This window comes from Janthinobacterium agaricidamnosum, assembly GCF_003667705.1.
Classification (GTDB): Bacteria; Pseudomonadota; Gammaproteobacteria; order Burkholderiales; family Burkholderiaceae_D; genus Janthinobacterium.
The window spans coordinates 2,385,829-2,404,750 of sequence record NZ_CP033019.1 but is presented as its reverse complement, the minus strand read 5'-3'; the positions used below and the strand labels follow the sequence as shown (position 1 = coordinate 2,404,750).

Sequence of the window (18,922 nt, the reverse complement as noted above, 5' to 3'; positions counted from 1 at the left end):
CTGGCTGTGGACTGGCTGGGTGGGCGCATGCAGGCCCGAAGCAGCAGTCTGGCCGCCGGATGCCTAAGCGTCTGTACGCGAACGAACGTTCAGCCTCAAGCTGCGCCGGGTCGTGCCGACGCCGCCCTGCGCCGCGTAGCCCGTGTGGCGGGCGCAATGGTCGAGCGCCTGGCGCAAGGCCGTATCGACGTTGCGCAGCGACATGTCGTGCCGCTCGGCCACTTCCTGGCGGGTCAGCTCATCCACGCGCAGCGCTTCGAGCACCTGCCGGTGGCGCCGCGGCAGCAAGTCGACGGCTTGCGCCAGCCGCCGCACGTCGGCATGCAGCTCGGCCAGGCGCTCCGGTCCCGCCGCCGTATCGGCGAGGAAATCGACGAGGCCTGCGACGCCATCCTCCTCGTCCGCATACAGCCAGGCGCGATTGCGCCGCAGACTGTCCATGGCCGCGTTGCACGCCACGCGAAACACATAGGCGACGGGGCTGTGCGCCAGCGCCGCGCCGTCCCCGGCCGTCAGCGCGCCCAGGCGCAGCCAGGCGTCGTGCAGGCTGTCGCTGGCCAGCTCGGCGCAGCCCAGGTGGCGCGCCAGGCGCCGGTGCAGGGCCGCGTAATTGCCTTCCAGCACCGCCTGCAGCCTTGCGCCCTGCCCCGGCGCCGGCGTTGACACGGGCGCCATATCATTGGCCGCCTGCATGCGGGGCCGGATGGCGGGCCGGTACCAGGCCATGCCTGCCTGCCGCATGGCACCTGTCATGCGCAAGGGCAAGGCGCCAGCCATGCCGGCCATCATGGCGACAACCTGCTGCGCTCTTGCGCCGTCAGCTGGCGCGTGGCCGATTCCGGCAGCGTGCCCAGACCCAGCACGCGCACGGCGCTGCGCGGGTTGTAGTCGGCCGCCTCGGTGCGCGCGCCATCCTGCGGCGCCGCTTGCGCGCTGTCGGGCGGTGCGTCGTTGCCAAAGCCCAGCACGCGCACCGTGAACACGGACGGCTGCGCGGCACGGGTGGCGGCGCGCTCGCGCTGCACCACGTCCTGCGCGGCGGCCGTGGCCTGCGTGGCGGCCGCGCTGGCGTTCGTCATGGCGGCCACGTTGACGGACGCCACCGTCGGCATGCCCTTGGCTTCGCCCTTGACCTGGATGTTCGCCGCGTTCACCACCGTCAGCGCGGCCAGGTTGACGCTGCCCGAGACGCGGATGCCCGCCTCGCCCGCGTCGATGGTGCCCAGCGGCGCCAGCAAGTCGACATCGCCGGCCGGCACTTCCGCGATCGGCGCCAGGGTGGCGATGCCGGCGCCCGTGCTCGGCACGTCGGACGACAGGGTCACGTTGCCCCAGTTGTCATACACGCGCTTGGGCGGCGTGTAGACGATAGTCGACTTCGAGCCGCGCCCCGCGTTGATGTCGCCCTCCGACGACCAGCCGAGGATATCGCCTCCAAACGTCGTCATGACGCGGCTCTGGCCCAGCAGGATGCTGCCGTGCGAGAACAACTCGATGTTGCCGCCGCCCTTGGTGATAACGCCCGAGGTCGACGGCGGCGCCTCGCCTTCGATGCCGAACACCTGCTTGCCGCCCGGCGTCAACAGCTGGATGTCGCCGCCGAAGTTGGTGTGCACGTAGCCGCTGCGGGGGAAATAGTCCCAGCGCTGCTCGCCGTCGTTCCGCTTGGCGTAAAGCCCGCGGTACATGACGATGTCGCCCGCATAATCGATGGCCTTGCCGCTGGCGTCCTTGGCCGGCGCCAGGGCCGCGATGGCATTGCGGCTGCGCAGGAAGCTGCCGTAGCGGGCGCTGTCCGCATCGTTGAACTCGCGCCCGCCCGCCTTCAGTTCCGCGAAATACACCTGGCGGGCAAAGACGCGCTGCTGCGGCTCGGGCAAGGCCAGATAAAAGGCCTGCGCCTCGGCGGCCGTGCCCTTGAAGCCGTAGCGTTCATTCAGCCAGGTCGTCAATTCGGTCGCGTACGACTTCACCACCTTGCCTGCCTGCTCGGCCAGCGGCACGCCCGCCTGGGCCACGTTGGCCGGGTCAAGATACGGCTTGACGAAGCGCAGATAGTCGAGGCCGGCGGCGCCCACGCCCGCCTGCATGGCGATGCCGGCGCCCGGGCGTTTATCTCCGGCGACGACGGGACCGAGGCTGACGACGCTGCCCTTGTCCTGCATCAATATGTTGCGTCCCGCGCTGATGTCGAGCGTGCCGGGGCCGGCCACGTTGAAGGAGCTGTTCAGGATATCGCGCCCGGCCGAGACCACCGAGACGTCAAACGCATTGTTGTGCACGAACAGGTTGCTGTAATTCCTGAATATCATGCCGCTCGTGTTCTCGCTACCGTCTATCCCCTCAAGCAATGCCGTGCCGCTGCTGACGATATCGCGGCCCGCCTTCATCCACACCGGTTGCGCCCCCTCATACCAGGTGGTGCCCGCATGCCTGGCGTCGTAGAACGCGACCATGCGGCCACTATTGACGCCGATCAAATCGCCCTTCACGGCATAGATGCGGGCCGCTTGCGTGCCGCTGTTGGCAGGTCCGGCGGCGGAATCGGGGCCGAAGGCGAACAGCGGGAAGTTCCAGCGCGTCGCCGGCGCGCCCGTGCTGGAAATGTTGCCCGTCACGGGATTAGCATCGGCCGCATTCGCGCTCCAGCCCACGAAGGCTGGCTTGAACGGCGTCGCCATGCTGTCCGCGCCGGCGCCGGACTGGCTGACGGCATAACCGCCCGCATAGATGGAATCGCCGGCCAGCCACTCCAGTTGGGCATTCGGCGATGGCGCCAGCACCAGCGGCTCGGCATAGCTGTTGGCGCTATTCCAGCTGGCGGTTGCCTTGCCGTAGTACAAACTGCCATTCGGCGCCGCGACGCGCACGATGGACGGGTAAACGATGGCCAGGTCGGTGGCCGTGCCGACCGGTGCCGTCAACGGCGTCATGTTGCCGCCGGCGGAGAACAGGTCGAGCGCCGTGCGCGGCGTCCACAGGCTGAACCAGCTGTAGCCGACGCCCGCCTCGCCCGCGGCGCTGGTGAACGGGGATGCGCTGAGCAAAGGCACGCGGCCGGGGTCGGCCACGTCCTGCAACACCTGGTCGCCCAGGGTCGCCACCGTGAAGGTGGCGTCGCCCGGCACCAGGGTCATGCCGCCCTTCGGCGCGGCGCGCGTCGCGGTGAAGGCATCGTAGGCGCGCGTTTCCAGCGGCACGTGCTGGGTAGGCTGCGAGCCGTATTCCAGCGCCACGCTGCCCAGTTGCGTGGCCGACGTGGCCGCGTGGCCGCGCACATCGACCAGCGCGCCATTCATGTGGTTGAGGCCTGCCGTGCCGGCCGGATTGAGGGCGCCGCCAACGCGCAGCTCGAGGTCGCCGCCGCCCGTCAGCAGCAGGCTACCATCGGCCTGCACGCGGCCCGTGCCGCCCACGGCCAGCAGCAGGCCCTGCGAACGGGTATTGATATTGTTGTCAAAACTGCTGCCGGACAGCAGCGCCTGCACGCCCGCGTCGCCGGCCACGTCGGCGCGCACGTTGCCGCCGCCCAGGGTACCGAAGCCCGTAAAGCCCAGCAGCTTGTCGGCGCCCTTGTTGCCGCTGGCATCGCCCACATAGCTGCCGAAATTGATCCACCACGCCGCCGGCTGCGCCTGGCCACCCGTGGCGACCGCGCCGCTGCCCTGGCGCCACAGCCAGTTGCCGACGGCCGCGCTGTCGTGGCCGCTGTCCGAACCGACGGGACGCAGATTGATCGCGCTGCTGCCCGTCATCAGCGAGCCCGTCAGGTTGCCCGCCACGTTCAGCAGCAGGTTGCCGCCCTGGTCCGGGTACCAGGCGCGGTACACGCTGTCGGCGCCGCCGTCGACCAGGTGTTCGTGCGCACCGTCAGGATTGCTCAGCACCTTGCCGTCGGCATTGCGGCCGCGCGCCTGGTTGTACGGATCGCCGGCCGACGTCGCCACGGACGACATGCCTGCCGTGTACACGCCATACAGGCTGTCCATGCGCAGGTCGCCGCCGCTGACCAGGTCCAGGTCGCCCGTGCCCGTGCGCAGCACGCTGTGGCGCAGGCTCGAGGCCTTGTAGTCGAACGTGGCGTTGGCCGTGCCGCACCAGGTGGGCTTTTCCTCGCAAACCGTCGGCCACTTGAGCGCCACGGGGTCGAGCAGGTCGCCCGCCTTCACGTTGTCATCCGCAAACTCTTCCGCGCCGGCCTTGGTCCACACGTAGGCCACCTTCAGCACGCACAGGGACGGGTCGCTGGCGCAGAGCTCCGCCACAGTCTGGCCGAACTGACTGGTGAATTCCTCGGTGATGACTTCGCCCGCCACGATACCTTCGACGCCCAGTTCCGCAGCGGCTTCGCTCCAGTACTGCACGCCTTTCGGCGGCACGAGGATGCCATACATGCCGTAATGGCTGTCGGCCAGGCGCAGGGTGCCGTGGCTTGGGTGCGCCTGTACGCCGCGCGTGTCAGCCGCATCGAGGTCGGCACCGGCCACCAGGCGCATGCCCCACGCTTGCGAGCCTTCGGCCAGCATGGGCGCGATCGCCCACAGCTTGCCCTGGCTGCCCGCCACTTCCGGGCGCAGCTGAATCGACTTCACATCGGGCATCAGCTTGACGTCGGTGCCGGACGGGATCAATGCGCCCACGGCCAGCGCCAGGTTGCCATCAAGTACGAAAACGCTGCGTTCGCCAGCCACGCCCGGCAGCGGCACGCCCTTGGGCCAGCTCATGGCGCGCACCTTGACCGCTTGCGCCAGCACGCTGCCCGCATCGAGGCGCATGCCGGGCGTAAACACTTGTTGCGTCGTCAGCAAGGTGCCGGCCGCGTGGACGATATTGCCGTCGCTGTCGCGCACGGCGGCGGCCAGCACGGTGCCCGCCCGCACCGTCATGGCCTGGTCCAGCACGACGGCCACGGGCAGGCGCGTATTGGCCAGCAGATTGAAACCCTTGACGGGCACGTCGTAATTGAGCGCGATCCCGCCCGGGAACAAGGTGCCGTCGGCCAGGGTCACGCCCTGGCCCGGGACGATGACGTCGCTGCCATTGATGTCGCGCCCCGGCAGCAGGACCCAGCCGCCGTCATCCTTGGTGGCGGGCGGCGGCGCGAAACCGTCGTTGATGCTGCCGTAGATGCTCAAGTCGCCGCCGGCGCGCAGCAGCAGGTTGCCCACCTCGCCCGACCCGCGCACATTTGTTGCTTGAAAGCGCGGATTGAGGCTGGCGTAGCGCATGCCCGACAAGTCCAGGTCGCCCTGCACCACCAGGTCGCCGTCCGGCGTCTTGCTGACGATATCGACGCCGGGACGCAGATGCAGCGCATCGGCATACGCGGCCGTGGCCAGGCCCGCCAGCTTGATATTGCGCAAGTTCGTGTTGGCCAGCGCCGCATCGATGAAAGCGGTGCTGTCCGCATGCTTGCTGTCGAGATATGCCTGGTTGATCACCTGGTAGGGGCGGCCGCTGGCCGACAGGTCCGCGGCGTAGGCCGCATCGTCGTAGCGCTGCATGGCGTTGACGGCGATCGATTTCGCGCCGCGTATCGTCAAGCCGCCGCCGGCCGCAATGGCGATGTCGCCGAAGGTGGCCGCGTCCGCATCCGTGCGGGAACCGCCGCTGCCCAGGCGCGGCGCGCTCAGTTCCACCGTGCCGCGCGCGGCGCCGTCGTATTCGCCCTTGCCCTTGCCGGCCACGGCTGCCGTGGCATGGCGCACGTCGATCTGCGCGCCGCCGGCCAGGCTCAATACGCCTTCGCCCGCGTTCAGTTCGACCATGGCCCGGTTCGGGCTGTCGATGATCTTGCCGTAGCTGTCAACGCGCAACAGCGTGCCATGCGCGTCGAGCACGGCGTTGCCGGCCAGGGTGACGCCATGCTTGCCGGCCAGGCGGATGCTGCCCACGCGCTCGCCGCTGGCGTCGATCGTGCCTGCCACCGTCAGGCGGCCATTGTCGAGCGATACCTGCACTTCGCCCGCCTTCAGCTCATTGGCTATCGTCAGGTCGCCCTGCTTCAGCTGGAAGCTGCGCGCACCCGTCACGCCGCCTTCGTTCAGGCGCGTGTTCAGCAACGCGAACCGGCTGTCCGGCGCGCCGCCCGCGCCCAGGGTTTGCGCGCGCACGTCCACGCTGCCCTTCTTGTACGGGACCATGGTGCCGCCCGCGTCGTAGCTGCCGCTGGCGCCGCCCAGTATCTTGCCCTGCAAGTCCACCATGCCGGCCGCGCCATCGAGGGCCACGGCCTTCAGGCTGCCGGCGCGGTTGTTCTCGGCCGACAGGTCGATCACGCTGCCCGCGCCCTGGCCGATATCGCCGGCGCGGCTGTCCAGGATCACGTCGCCGCCCCAGCTGTATTTGTTCACGTCGAAGAAGGTGCTCTTGCGGCCCGCCATATCGATGCGCGCGCCGTCGGCCACGGCGATGTCGTGCTGCGCGTTGATGGTCAGCTTGCCGCTCGGCAGCACCACGGCCGTCGCCACGCTCACGCTGTCGCCGTTCAGCGCCAGCTGCGCGCCCAGCGCAGCGTTATTCTTGACGGGAGCCGCTGGCGCCGTACCGGCCGGGGCCGCTACCTTCAGCGCGCCGCCCGCCGTGTAGCTGTGCGCCGAACCGGCCTCGCCCGTCAGCAGCGGCGTGCTGATATTGAGGTTGCCGCCGCTGTACTGGAAACCCTTGCCGGCCTCGTAGGCGCCCTGCGCCTGGTAGACGGACAGGCTGCCCTTGTGGTTGGCCGTCACCTGGCCCGACGCCTTCAGGTTGACGTTGGCAAAACCCAGCGCCAGCCGGTCGAACGAGGCGACGCCGGCCGGCTGCGTGAACGGGCCGAAGCCGAAATCGATGCGTTCCGCTTCCAGGTTCAGGGTGCCGCTGCCCGTGCCGGCGCCATGCGTGATGACATTGCCGGCCGGCGACAGGGCACCGCCCCAGATCAGGTTGGCAGTGCGGATGGTCGCCACGGTGTCGGCGCCGCCCTGTCCATACATGGCCGGCGTGGTCAGCACCAGGCGGTCCAAGGTGGATTTGCCCGTGCCCTTGTCGTAGGTGTCGAGCACCACGTCGCCATAGAAATTGACGCTGTCGGCCGCGTTCAGCATCAGCGCCTGCAGGGCTGGCGCGCCGGTGCTGGTGTCGCCGCGCAGCAGGCGGTCCAGCACGCCCTGGTTCATGGCCAGGCCGCTCGAGCGCGTGCCGTTGGCCTGGGCCGCCGCCAGCGCCTCGCTGCTGCCCATGTTGATGGCACCCACGGCCAGGCTCAGGTTGCGCGTGCCGTAGCGGGCCGTGTCGTCCAGTGCGAAACTGCCGTTCGTCGACAACAGCAAGGTGCCTTCCGAGTACAGGCTCGCTGTTCCTTTGTCGGTGCAGGTGTCGCCGCACACGCCGATGCGGATGCCGCCGCGCGCCGTGCCGCTGACGGGCGCCACGTTGAGCAAGCCGTTCGAGGCGGCCAGCATGTGCACGTCCGCGCGGCCTTTTTGGTAGATAAAGCCGTCGTTGGCGTCGTACGCGGCCTTGCCGCGCCCCACAGTGCTGATGCCGGCGCCGGGCGCGATATCGATCAAGCCGTCGCCCAGCTGGTCATTGCCCGGGTCCTGGGCGACGAGGAACACTTCCGGCGCCGACAGGATGGCGCCTGCGCGCAGGTAGATGGCGCGCGCCGTGTTGAAACCGAAGTTCACGTAGTTGCCGCCCTGGCCATATTCCACGGACGGTGCATTGCCCACCACAATACGGGCCGCGCCGATATTGTTCAGGCTTGAAGCACGCACGCTGACCAGCCCGGCGCCGCTGGCGGCCGGCGCGCCGTCGGCGAGGATTTCAATGTCGCCGTCGGTGACATTGCTCGACCCCAGCACCACGGTGCCGCCGTAGCCGCCCTCGGCCGTGGAGAATTTGCCCGTGCCCTTGAACTGGAACGTGTCCGGGCCGCCGCCTTGCGCCAGGGTCAGCTTGAGCGTTTTCGCGTCGGCAGGCAGCAGTGCGCGGGGAATGCCGCGCGTTTTCGCATCGGCCAGGGCGAACGCCGCATAGCCCGTTTCGTTGTACTGGGAATACGTGCGCAAGACCTTGGCCGGCGTGAGTATCAGCTGGCTGGCCAGCGGCGCGCGGATGTCCGTGCCGGCGATCGACAAGGTGCCGGGCGCGGCCCAGGAACCGTTGCGCAGCGGCTGCACCAGCGAGCCGGCGCTGCCTTGCCCCGCCAGGCCGTTCAGTTCCACGCGGAAAGCGCCCGGCAGCAAGGCATAGGTCGACGGCATCAGGGTGTAGGTGCCGGCGGGCAGACCCGGCACGCCGCTGCCTATCGTCACCTGCCGGCCGATGGCCGCATCGGAGGCGCCCTTGTCGCCGCCCGACGGCGCCTGCGGCGCTTGCGCGCCCGGCACGATGGCGTACACGGGGTTCGTTGCCAGGCCCGGCAGGATGAAGCCGCCATTCGCGCCCACCTGCACCAGCGGATGGGTGCGCGCGTCGGTGGAGCCGCCGCGCCCGGAAATGAAACCTGCACCCGTCAGTTCGCCGCCGCCCGACAGGTCGAGCAGCGCGCCCGGCCGCACGTCCACGGCCACGCCGGCGATGTCCACGCCGATGCGCAGGCCGCCCTGCACATTGATGCCGCCCACGCCCATCAGGGTGACCGGCTTGCCGTTGACGTTCCAGGTCTGGCCATCGACGGTGCCGCCATACGGCATGACCAGGCCGGCGCCGCTGACGGAGGTGATACTACCTGGCAACAAGTTAACGGTCAGGCTCCTGTCGTTCTCATAGCCGGCCGCGCCGATGGCCAGGCGCCCCAGCGGCGCGCGCACGACGCCGCCCTGCTCGATGTGCGCGGCGGCCAGTTCCAGCGAGCCGAAAGCGGAATACGGCATGAGCGGCACGTCAGCCGTGCTGCGGGCGATGTTCAGGCTGTGGGCGGGATCGTAGCCAATCTTGCCGTTGACGATGCCATAGCCGGCCCGCACGGCGGCGCCGGCGCCCGTTTCCGGGTACAGCTGGGCCGCGCTGAGGGTCATGTCGCCCGGCGTGGACAGCACCGTCGTCGGCTGGTTGCCGTCCCAGCCCAGCGGCGACAGCAGGAAGCGCACGTCGCCGCGGCTCGTCAGGCGCACGTCGTCCGCCCGAATGTCGACCAGGCCGCGCACGTCGATCAGGTCGCCAGCTATGCTGACCTGGCCGGCCATCGGCGACTGGCCCGCCGTACCCGGCGTGACATAGAAATCGCGTCCCGCCGGCTTGACGCTGGCCAGGCGCACGTACGGCGCCGCGATGCCGACCTTCGCGCCGGGCTTGCTGCCTGGCGCCAGCACGGGCGCGCCATACAGCTGGAAGCTTTGCTGCAGCGTCAGCGACACGTCGCCATCGAAGGAGGCGGCGCCCAGCAGGGCCAGGTTGCCGAAGCCGCCCGCCGCCACTTGCTCCACCGAGTAGCGGCCATGGCCGTACTGCAGCAGCTGCGCCGCATCCTGCGCATGCACGCCGTCGGCCAGGTCGCTGGCAAGCTGGCGCTGCGAGAGGATCAGCTGGCGCCCCTGCAGCACCTTGTCCGTCGCCAGCGTTTTCAGGTAGACCGGGGTGCCCGTGGCCACGGACAGGCTGCCGCCCGCCGCGCCCGCACCGCCCGCCTTGGCCAGCAGCTGGCCATCGAGGTACAAGCCGTTGTTCGACGCCAGCGCGATGCTGCCGCCCGCGCTGGCCACGTCGACAGCCGCGCCATTGACGTCCAGCACCGCATGCGCGCCGGACGCGTCGAGCACGGCGCCGTCGCGCACGACGACGAACAGGCTGGCCGCCGACGTGCTGCCCTGCGCGTGGTCGATTTCGCCGCCGACGACGATGCTGCCGCCGTCCGCCACCTTGCCGTAGCGCCGGCCCTGTGCATCGGTGGCCGTGACGGCGCGCGACGCCACGTCGAGCACGGCATTGTCGCCGATCCACAGGGAACGGCCATGGCCGGCCGCTTCCACCGCTTCGGACACGTTCACGTCCACGCCCACGCCCACGCCGCCCAGGCTGATCTTGCCGCCCCACGCGTTCAGGCGCCCGTCCACCGTCAACTGGCCCACGCTGGCCAGCTTGATGGACTGGCCCGCATCGACGCTCACCACGGCGCCCTTGCCTATCAGCAACTCGGCACTGGCCATGTCGGCCGCGCCGGACTGGATATCGCCCACCTGCAGGGCCAGGCTGGCGCCCTTGCGCTGGGTCAAGGTGCCCTTGAGCGGGTTTTCCGTGTATTGCTCCGGCATCCACAGGGCCAGTTTTTCATTGTCCACTACACGCAGCACGGGCATGCGCACGTCCACCTGCGTGCCGTCCGCGACCGTCAAGCCCTGCTTGCCGACCAGGCTGTAGCTGGAAAAACCCTGCTCAAAAAAGTCGCCGCCCAGTTGCAGGGTGCCGGCCTCGGGTTTTTCAGTTTTGCCGATCAAAATCTTGTTTGCCTGTAATTCCAGCTTGCCGCCGCCGGCAACGCCATGGCCGCGCACTTGCGCGCCTTCGCCCAGCACCAGGTCCGATGTCGTTCCATAGCTGGCCAGGCTCACGTTGCCGCCCTTGCCACCCTGCTGTTTCGCCTGCGACAGGATGGCCGCGCCCGAGCCGGCGTCGATCAGGCTGCCGCTGCCGATGCGCACGTCGCCGTTCGCCCGCAGCGACACATTGCCGCCATTGATATACGGCAGGCCGGCGGCGGCCAGCGGGTCGCGCAGCACGTTGCTGAGCAGACCGCTGGTGTCGAGCGTGACGCCGTCGGCCAGCACCAGCTTGCCCGCTGGCCCGCCCGGATTGACGACCGTGTCCAACATGCCCAGCGCGCCGAGCTGGTTCAGCACATTGCCGGCCATGATGCTGCCGCCATGGCTGCGCAGGCTGGCGTTGATGGCCACGTCCTTGCCGAACAGGGTGATGTTGCCGCCGTCGGCCACCTGCAGCGCGCTGTCGACGGTGATCGCGCCTTTCGCGGCGAGGCGGATGGCGCCCAGTTGCTGGCTGTTGAGCAAGTTGGTATCGAGCAGCAGCTTGCCTTGGCGCTCTGAAGCCAGCACGTCGGCCACGTCGAGGCCGGCGGCGATGCCGTCCTGCACGCGCGTCAGGCGCACCTCGTCCATGACGGCCGACAATGCGTGCTGCAGCACGCCCGTGCGCTTGTCGAACATCGGCTGGTACTGGCCGACGATCAGCTGCCCCCGCTGCGCGGCGGCGAGCTGCGACTGCTGGTAGCCGTCGAGCAGGGCCTGCGGCGCCTGGGTCTGGCGCTCGCCCTGGAAGACCTCGCCCGCGATGCCCCCTTCCAGCACGGCCGAACCGGTGGCGACCACCAGCTTGCCGGCGTCGCGACCCACCGTGTAGCCGTTTTCCAGGCGCTGTTGCGCGGCGATCAATGGATTGGCGTAGAACGCGCTGGCATCCTTGCCCCAGCGCGCATGTTCTTCCTCATAACCCTTGTACACGCCCGCGTACGGCAAGTCGGCCGGCGCGCTGCCCGCCTCATGCAACTTGCCGTCCACGCCTTTGAGCCAGGTCTGGCGCACCGCGCCCGTCTGCACGTCCAGGGTGCCGCCCGACAGGTTGATGGCGGAGCCAAGCTGCGTGACGACATCCTTGCCACCGAAGCTGACGGTGCCGCCCTGCGCCATCCACTCGCTGACGGAATGGCCCTGCGTGCCCAGGTAGCCGGCCACTTCCAGCAAGCCGCCGGCCGTGTACCAGCGGTCGCTGTCGTAGCCGTTCGTGCCTTTCGGTACGAATACCAGCTTGCGGCGGTCGACCCAGATACTGCTGTTGAGCAAGGCCTTGCCGTCGCGGTTGACGGGCGCGTCGCGCTGCTCGTTGCCCTGCACGTTGATCTCGATATTGTTCGCCTCCATGGCCACCTTGACGCCCACGGCGCCGGAGACGTCGAGCTGGGCGCCGTCGCGCAGCAGGCTGCGGCTGGCGGCGTTGACGGCGATCTGGCCGCCCGTGGCCAGGGTCAGCGAGTCGCCGAGGAATTCCACCGTGCCGGCGCTGCCGATCTCGATGCGCGACTGGTCGCGGCGGTCATTGACGGCAACGATGTTTTCCGTGGACGTCGCGGCCGGGCCGCGCATGGCGTCGCGCTGGCTGTCGAGCGCCGTCGTCTTGCCATCGTCCTCGATGACGATGGCCGTGGTGGCGCCCCGTCCCACGGTGACGGCCGCGTCGCTGCCCAGCGCGTTGAGGTGCACGGTGCCGCGCGTGGCGGCCGTGGTGGAGGCGAGCACGACGCCTTCCTGGCGCACGTCGCGCCCCGCCAGAGTAACGTCGCCTTCGCGCGCCTGGATCAGGCCCGTGTTGACGACCTTGCCCGCCGTGCTGCCGGCCGCGAACTGCGGCGTGACTTCGCTGCCGCGCGTGCTCGACAGCGGATTGCCATCCGTGCCCACGCCTTTTTTAATGGTAAAACTGTCGCCGGCGGCCAGCAGGGCCTGGCCCTTGGGCGTGGCGATCTCGCCCGCCTGGTGCACTTCCTTGCCCAGCAGCATCACGTAACCGCCGCCTTCCGTGCTGCCCTTGGGCGCATTGCTGGCCAGGCGCGCGCCCGCCTGTACCTGTACCTTGCCGGCCGCGTCAGTAAATGTCGTGGCGCCGGCCGTGCCGGCGCTGTAGATGCCGTTTTTCTGGAATTGCGTATCGCTGATGCGGGCCGCGGCCGCCACCAGGCTGCGCGTGTCGACCTGGCTCGTGCCGGTAAACACGATGCCGTTGCGGTTGACGAGCAGCACCGTGCCGTCGGCCTTGATCTGCCCCTGGATCTGGCTGGGACGCGCTTGCGGATCGTTGACCCGGTTCAGCACGGCCCAGTCCTTTTGCTGCTGGAAGGTCAGGGTCGTATCCTTGCCCACATTAAATGTTTCCCAGTTCAGGATGGCCTTGTCCGCCGTCTGCTGCACCACCACGGCCGTCTTGCCGTTCGCCACCGTCTGCACGGGCGCCTGGGCATTGAGCCAGCCGGCCGTCAGGCTGTTGGAGTCGACCTGCAAGCCGCCCTGCGCCAGGCCGTTCGGCGCGCTGGCGCCGCCGGCGGCACTCTGGCGCGCCTGCGCCTGGGCCGATTGCTGCGCGGCGATGGCGCGCGCGGCCAGGTTCAGGTTGTTGAGCGAGCGCTGCAACTGCTGATTGGCCTGCTGTTGCTGGCCCTCGGGCCGGCTGCCCAACGGCAGCGGCTGGCCATTCGGCAGGCGGCCCGAGGTGGCAGCCGTATTCTGCGCCGCCCCCTTGGCCGCGAACCAGCCGCCGCTGAACGCCTGCTGCGCCCGCGCCGGCGTGCTGAAGGCGCCCGCCATCAGCATGGTGGTCAGTGCGTAAGCAAGCGGCGTGAGCCGCAGGCGGCTGCCCAGCGTGGAAGTACGCTGCGCGCCCGTGTCAACGGTTGGGACTGGGCGCTGGGCAGTGTGAAGCTTGGTCATGGCAATGGTTTCCTGGCTAGTGGGATGGGAACGGAGCCTGGCGTTAGCGCAAGCGTCCATGCCTCCATGACGTAGCTGGGCGGCGGAAGGGATAATGTTTTTTGAAAAATATTTTGATACGCGTGCCGCCGGGGCATCCGGCATCCGCCGAGATCAGCTCAGCAAGACGATGCCGCCCGGCAAACTGATCATTTCTGCTCCCGTCAAGTCGCGTATCATCGCCAGCGCGCCATCCATCTGGCGGATGGAAAAGCGCATGCGCACGAGGCGGCGGCCCAGTTCCGGATTGCGCAGCAGCACGCGGCCGGGCCGGTAGCGGTTGATTTCATCGACCACCTGGGACAGCGGCTGGCCGGCAAACGACAACGCACCCGTGCGCCAGGCGCTCGCTTCGCCCTTTGGTGCGGCCGTGGCCGCCTGCGCGCCCCCGTCGTCGTACACCAGTTGCTGTCCTGCATCAAGAGTCTGGCGCCGCTGCTGCCAGACCACCTCGACGGCGCCCGCCAGGCAAGTCACGCAGACGGCATCGCCCGTGTGGCGCACATTGAAGCGGGCCGACTGCGCCAATAAACGCCCCGCGCCCGCCACCACCGACACGGGCTGGCGCGCGCCGCTGGCGAGGATTTCCGCTTCGCCGCCCAGCAGTTCGATCGACTCGGGCGCCCGCACATCGATGCGCGTCTGCGTATTCATCTGCACCGTCATCTGCTGCGACAGGGCCAGTTGCCGCTGCTCGCCCGTGCCCGTGCGGTAGTCGGCGCCAAGCTCCTGCAGCGACGGCCAGGCGCCCAGCGGCGGGCGCAGGGCCAGCACGGCCACGCCGGCCGCCAGCGCGCCGCCGAGAAAAGCGCGCCGTCCGGGACGGAGCGGGAACGCCAGCACGTTCGCCTGCGGCGGCGCGGCGGCGCGGGTCAAGGCGGGATCGAGCGCCTGCCACACCTGCCTGAGTTCGCGCCAGGCGCGCGCATGCGCGGGGCTGCGCGCGCACCAGGCGCGCAAGGCGTCGGCGTCGGCCTGCGTGAAATCGTCGGCACGCAGGCGTGCCCACCAGGCGGCGGCTTCCCGGCCGATGGCAGTGTCGTCATGTTCAACAAGGTCGCGTGGATCGCGGTCGGAAGCGGTCATGGGATTCATCAATATTTACGGCGGCCCGACACATCACTGCGCTGGGCCGCATCGGCGTCGGCCATGCACGTTTTACAGTGTTGCATGGCGGCCTGCAATTCTTTCTTCACCATCGCCACGGAAATGCCGAAGCGCTCGGCGATCTCCGCATTGAGCATGCCGTCGATGCGCGCCGCCGTCAGGATGGCGCGGCGGCGCGGCGACAGGCCGGCCAGCGCCACGTCGAGCGCCTGCACGTCGAGCCGCGCCGAGACGATGCGCGCCGGGTCGCCGATGTCGTCGCCCGTCTCGTCGGCCATGTGCATCAGCTCCTCGCGTTCGCGCTCGGTGACGATGATGCGGTCGCGGCGGTAGGCATCGGTGGCGATATTGGCCGCCATGCGCAGCAGGTAGGCGTCGGGATTATGGACGGGCGCGGCGGCGGGACCGGGCGCCACCATCGCCTCGAGGCGCAGCCAGGTTTCCTGCAGCGCATCGGCCGCATGGTGCTTGCAGCCGACCACGCGTTCCAGGCGCCAGCGCAGCACGGCATAGCGCGCACTGAGGTGGCCTTTGAGCCTGGTGCGCAGGTCGGGCAGGCTCATGGCGCGGAGATTCCTTGCGCGCCAGCGGCGCAATCGACTTCGCTGCCCGGCCCTTGCGGCAGCAGCAGGATGGAGACGGGCTGCGGCATCGACGGCAGCGGCGCGGCGCCCACGCGCATGCCCAGCACCACGCGCGCAATCGCCGTGTCGCGCGCGCGCAAGCCCGTGCTGTCGAGCAGGTGCACGCGGTCGACGACGCCGGCGCGGTTCAGATACAGCTGCAGCGCCAGGCGGTAGCCGCCGGGGCGCGTCTGCGCGGCGCGGCACAGCAATCCCAGCAGCACGCGCTGCAGCCGGCCCACATAGGCCGCGTGGTCGCCGCCGCCCTGCGTGGCGCCCGGGATGTCGGCGGCGGCCAGCATGGCGGCCGGCGGCAGGTCCGCTGCGGCTAGCGCCGAAGCCGCGGCCGGGGCATACACGATGACGGCTTGCGCGTCGGACAGGCGCGATTGCAGACCCGTGCCCTCCAGCAAGACTTGCAGGGCCGCTCCCGCCGCATAGGGGCCGCGCACGGCGGCCGACTGGCGCTGCGCGTAACGCTGGTCGATCAGCACGGCGATGCCCGTGCGGCGGCTGTACAGGTCCAGCGCGTCGCCGAGGTGTTGCGCGGCGATATCGAACTGCAAGACGGCGCCGTCGGCCGGCTGCGCCCGCACGGGCCCCACCGCGGCCAGGAAACCCAGCAGTACCAGGTATCCGGCCAGCGCAAGCACATGAACGGATGCCGGGCTGCCTGTCATATCGCTATCGTGTCGCTATCGTGTGAGGAGTAAAGCGGACGCCTGGGGTGTTTACAATGAACAATCCTTGCGTCAACTGCAACAGACTACACAGCAAACATGACGGCTTCGTGACATGCTTATCACCAATAAATTTCGCCATGCGGGACGTCGGGCGCGGCAATGATTTCGGCTACACTGGCTGCTACTTTCCCTTTCAGACGCCTGATGATCGAAAAGAATCTGCCCGAGCTGGTCATGCTGAAGCGCCTCATCGACGAGGGCGGCAGTCACCTGGAAGTGGCCGCGCCCTGCAGCATCGCCATCGATGGACGCGCATTTCCCGTGTATTCGATCGCCATGGGCAATCCCAGCCCCGACGTGCCCGTGCTGGGCTTTTTCGGCGGCATCCACGGCCTCGAACGCATCGGCACGCAAGTGCTGCTGTCCTTTTTGGAAAGCCTGGTCGCGCGCCTGCGCTGGGACGCCACCCTGCACCAGCAACTGGAAACCATGCGCCTCGTGTTCATGCCGTTGGTCAATCCGGGCGGCATGTGGCAAGCGACGCGCTGCAATCCGCGCGGCGTGGACCTGATGCGCAACGCGCCATTGAGTGCGCGCGAAAAAGTGCCGTTCATGTTGGGCGGCCAGCGCTACAGCCCCCGCCTGCCCTGGTACCGGGGCGCGGCCGGAGGGCCGATGGAGGCGGAAAGCCAGGCCGTGTGCGACCTCGTCGAACGCGAACTGCTGTCGCGCCAGTTCAGCATCGCCCTCGATTGCCATTCCGGCTTCGGCTTGCGCGACCGCATCTGGTTTCCCCATGCGCATACCAAGGTGCCGATCGAACACCTGGCCGAGATCGGCGCGCTGGAAGAGCTGTTCAGCCAGAGCTACCCCAACCACAACTATGTGTTCGAGCCGCAAAGCCGGCAATACCGCACGCATGGCGACCTGTGGGACTATCTGTACCTGAACGGCACCAGCTACACGGGCCGCGTGTTCCTGCCCCTGACCCTGGAAATGGGCTCGTGGCTGTGGGTCAAGAAAAATCCGCGCCAGCTGTTCAACCGGGTCAGCATCTTCAACCCCACGGCCGCGCACCGCTTGCAGCGCGTGCTGCGGCGGCACCTGGTGTGGTTCGATTTCCTCATGCGCGCCGCCAGCAGCCACGGCCGCTGGATGCCGGAAGGCTTGCTGCGCAAGGCGCAGCGCCGGCGCGCCCTGGCGCAATGGTACGAATCATGACCACGCCCATCTGGATTTTATTGCGCGGCCTGATGCGCGAACAGCGCCACTGGGGGGAGTTTCCCGCCACCTTGGCGCGCGCCCTGCCCGGCGCCCGCATCGTCACGCCCGACCTGCCCGGCAACGGCACGCGCCACGACGAAGACAGCGCCACCCGCGTGGCCGTCATGGTGGAAGACTGCCGCCAGCACTTGCTGGCGCGCGGCATCCCCGCGCCATACCACTTGCTGGCGCTGTCCCTGGGCGGCATGGTGGCCGTCGAATGGGCAAGCCGCTATCCGCAGGAAATCGCACGCTGCGTGCTCGTCAACACCAGCATGCGGCCGTTCAATCCGTTTTACCGGCGCCTGCGCTGGCAGAACTACGGCGCCCTGCTGCGCCAGCTGCTGGCCGGTGATGCACGCAGCCAGGAAGCGCTGATCCTGCGCCTGACCAGCCGCAGGCACGCCCATGGCAATCCGGCGCTGCTGGCCGATTGGCTCAGCTACCAGCAGGAATACCCGGTCAGCCGCTGCAATGCACTGCGCCAGCTGCTGTCGGCCGCCCGCTACCGCGCCCCCGCCAGCCGTCCGGCCATGCCCGTGCTGGTGATGGCCGGCGCGCAAGATCAATTGGTCGACCACCGCTGCTCGCAGCGCCTGGCGCGCGCCTGGCAAGCCGATTGCCTGATCCATGGCGACGCAGGCCACGACTTGCCGCTCGATGAGGGCGAATGGGTAGCGCAATCGGTGGCGCGCTGGCAGGGGGAAGAAGTGACAGACCACGGCAGGACGGCACAATCATCATGCAGATAACAAGCAGCAGTACGGAGCAACTGGCGGCGCTGGCGGAGGCCGGAGTGCAGGAGCGGATTTTCCCGGGTGCGGCCTGGGCCGTGGGCACCGTCGACGACGGCGTGGCGGGCGCGGCCGGGCGGCTCACGCCCGATCCCGCCAGTGCCGCGATGCAGGTCGACACTCTGTTCGACATCGCGTCGCTGACCAAGATCATCAGCGTCTGGTCGCTGACGGGCCGGCTGCTGAAGCAGGAACGCCTGGGCCTGGACACCCGCCTGGCCGACGTGCTGCCCGACACGCACGGCTATGCGCTGGCGCCCGTCACGATTTTCCAGCTGCTCACGCATACGGCCGGCCTGCCGCTGCGCGCCCGCCTGCACGCCAGCTATGGCGAGGTGTACGACGATATCGTGCGCGGCGTGCTGCGCGAACCGCTGGAAGGCATACCAGGCCAGGCGGTCGACTACACGGACCGCGCGGCCCTGATCCTCGGCCTGGTCATCGAGCGGCTGCTGGGCATGCCCCTGGACCAGGCCCTGGAAGAACATGTGCTGCGGTCGCTGGGCATGGCCGCCACGCGCTTTGGCCCGCTGCCGGCTGCGCATGGCAAGCTGGTCGCGCCGACCGAGTATTGCGAGCAGGCGGGCGCCCATCTTGCCGGCGTGACGCATGATTTTTCGACGCGGCTGCTGGGCGGCGTATGCGGCATTTCCGGGCTGTTTTCAAATGTGCCCGACCTGCAGCGCTTCCTGCAGGCGATGCTGGCGCCGGACCAGCATGGCGAGGTGTTCGACGCCGGCTGGGTGCGTGATTCGCTGACCGTGCAGACGGGTTCCTTGAGCCCGTCTCGCGGCCTGTTCTGGCACCCGGCGGCAGGCAGCGGGCCGCAGGACGACATCTGGTGCCACCAGGGTTTCACGGGCACGGCCCTGTGGATCAGTCCCCGGCGCGGCCGCTATGCGGTGCTGCTGACCAATAAACTGTACTACACGCGCGATTCCGCCCGGGTCAACGCGCTGCGGCACGCTTTCATGCGCCGCGCCTTCGGTCTTTGAACT

At 69.0% G+C, this 18,922-nt stretch carries 8 protein-coding genes; 3 read left to right on the top strand and 5 right to left on the bottom strand.

The window, feature by feature from the left end:
* Positions 1-63: 63 nt before the first annotated feature.
* The 5 genes from D9M09_RS10920 to D9M09_RS10900 form a co-directional block, all read right to left on the bottom strand.
* Positions 64-789 carry an RNA polymerase sigma factor gene (locus D9M09_RS10920; protein WP_070288126.1) on the bottom strand — a complete coding sequence of 242 codons (726 nt, stop codon included), beginning with the start codon at positions 787-789 and terminating at the stop codon, positions 64-66.
* Positions 786-13,415 carry a filamentous haemagglutinin family protein gene (locus D9M09_RS10915; RefSeq protein WP_121669255.1) on the bottom strand — a complete coding sequence of 4,210 codons (12,630 nt, stop codon included), beginning with the start codon at positions 13,413-13,415 and terminating at the stop codon, positions 786-788. The genes D9M09_RS10920 and D9M09_RS10915 overlap by 4 nt, the downstream gene beginning before the upstream one ends.
* A 153-nt stretch (positions 13,416-13,568) precedes the next feature.
* Positions 13,569-14,540 (bottom strand): FecR family protein, encoded by a 972-nt coding sequence (locus D9M09_RS10910; protein ID WP_121669254.1) that lies wholly within the window; start codon positions 14,538-14,540, stop codon positions 13,569-13,571.
* Positions 14,541-14,548: 8 nt separating this feature from the next.
* Positions 14,549-15,124, bottom strand: a complete 576-nt coding sequence (locus tag D9M09_RS10905; RefSeq protein WP_121669253.1) for an RNA polymerase sigma factor — start codon at positions 15,122-15,124, stop codon at positions 14,549-14,551.
* Positions 15,121-15,864: a hypothetical protein gene (locus D9M09_RS10900; RefSeq protein ID WP_162995632.1), complete on the bottom strand. Its 744-nt coding sequence runs from the start codon at positions 15,862-15,864 to the stop codon at positions 15,121-15,123. Before D9M09_RS10900 ends, D9M09_RS10905 begins: the two co-directional genes overlap by 4 nt.
* A 207-nt stretch (positions 15,865-16,071) precedes the next feature.
* Here D9M09_RS10900 and D9M09_RS10895 point away from each other — a divergent pair, with 207 nt between their 5' ends.
* From D9M09_RS10895 to D9M09_RS10885, 3 genes are read left to right on the top strand one after another with little or no spacing between them, the layout of a single operon-like run.
* On the top strand, positions 16,072-17,088 hold the full coding sequence (locus D9M09_RS10895; protein ID WP_121669251.1) for a M14 family zinc carboxypeptidase: 1,017 nt from the start codon (positions 16,072-16,074) through the stop codon (positions 17,086-17,088).
* Positions 17,085-17,882 carry an alpha/beta fold hydrolase gene (locus D9M09_RS10890; RefSeq protein WP_121669250.1) on the top strand — a complete coding sequence of 266 codons (798 nt, stop codon included), beginning with the start codon at positions 17,085-17,087 and terminating at the stop codon, positions 17,880-17,882. Before D9M09_RS10895 ends, D9M09_RS10890 begins: the two co-directional genes overlap by 4 nt.
* Positions 17,873-18,919 (top strand): serine hydrolase domain-containing protein, encoded by a 1,047-nt coding sequence (locus D9M09_RS10885; RefSeq protein ID WP_121669249.1) that lies wholly within the window; start codon positions 17,873-17,875, stop codon positions 18,917-18,919. Before D9M09_RS10890 ends, D9M09_RS10885 begins: the two co-directional genes overlap by 10 nt.
* Positions 18,920-18,922 lie beyond the last annotated feature (3 nt).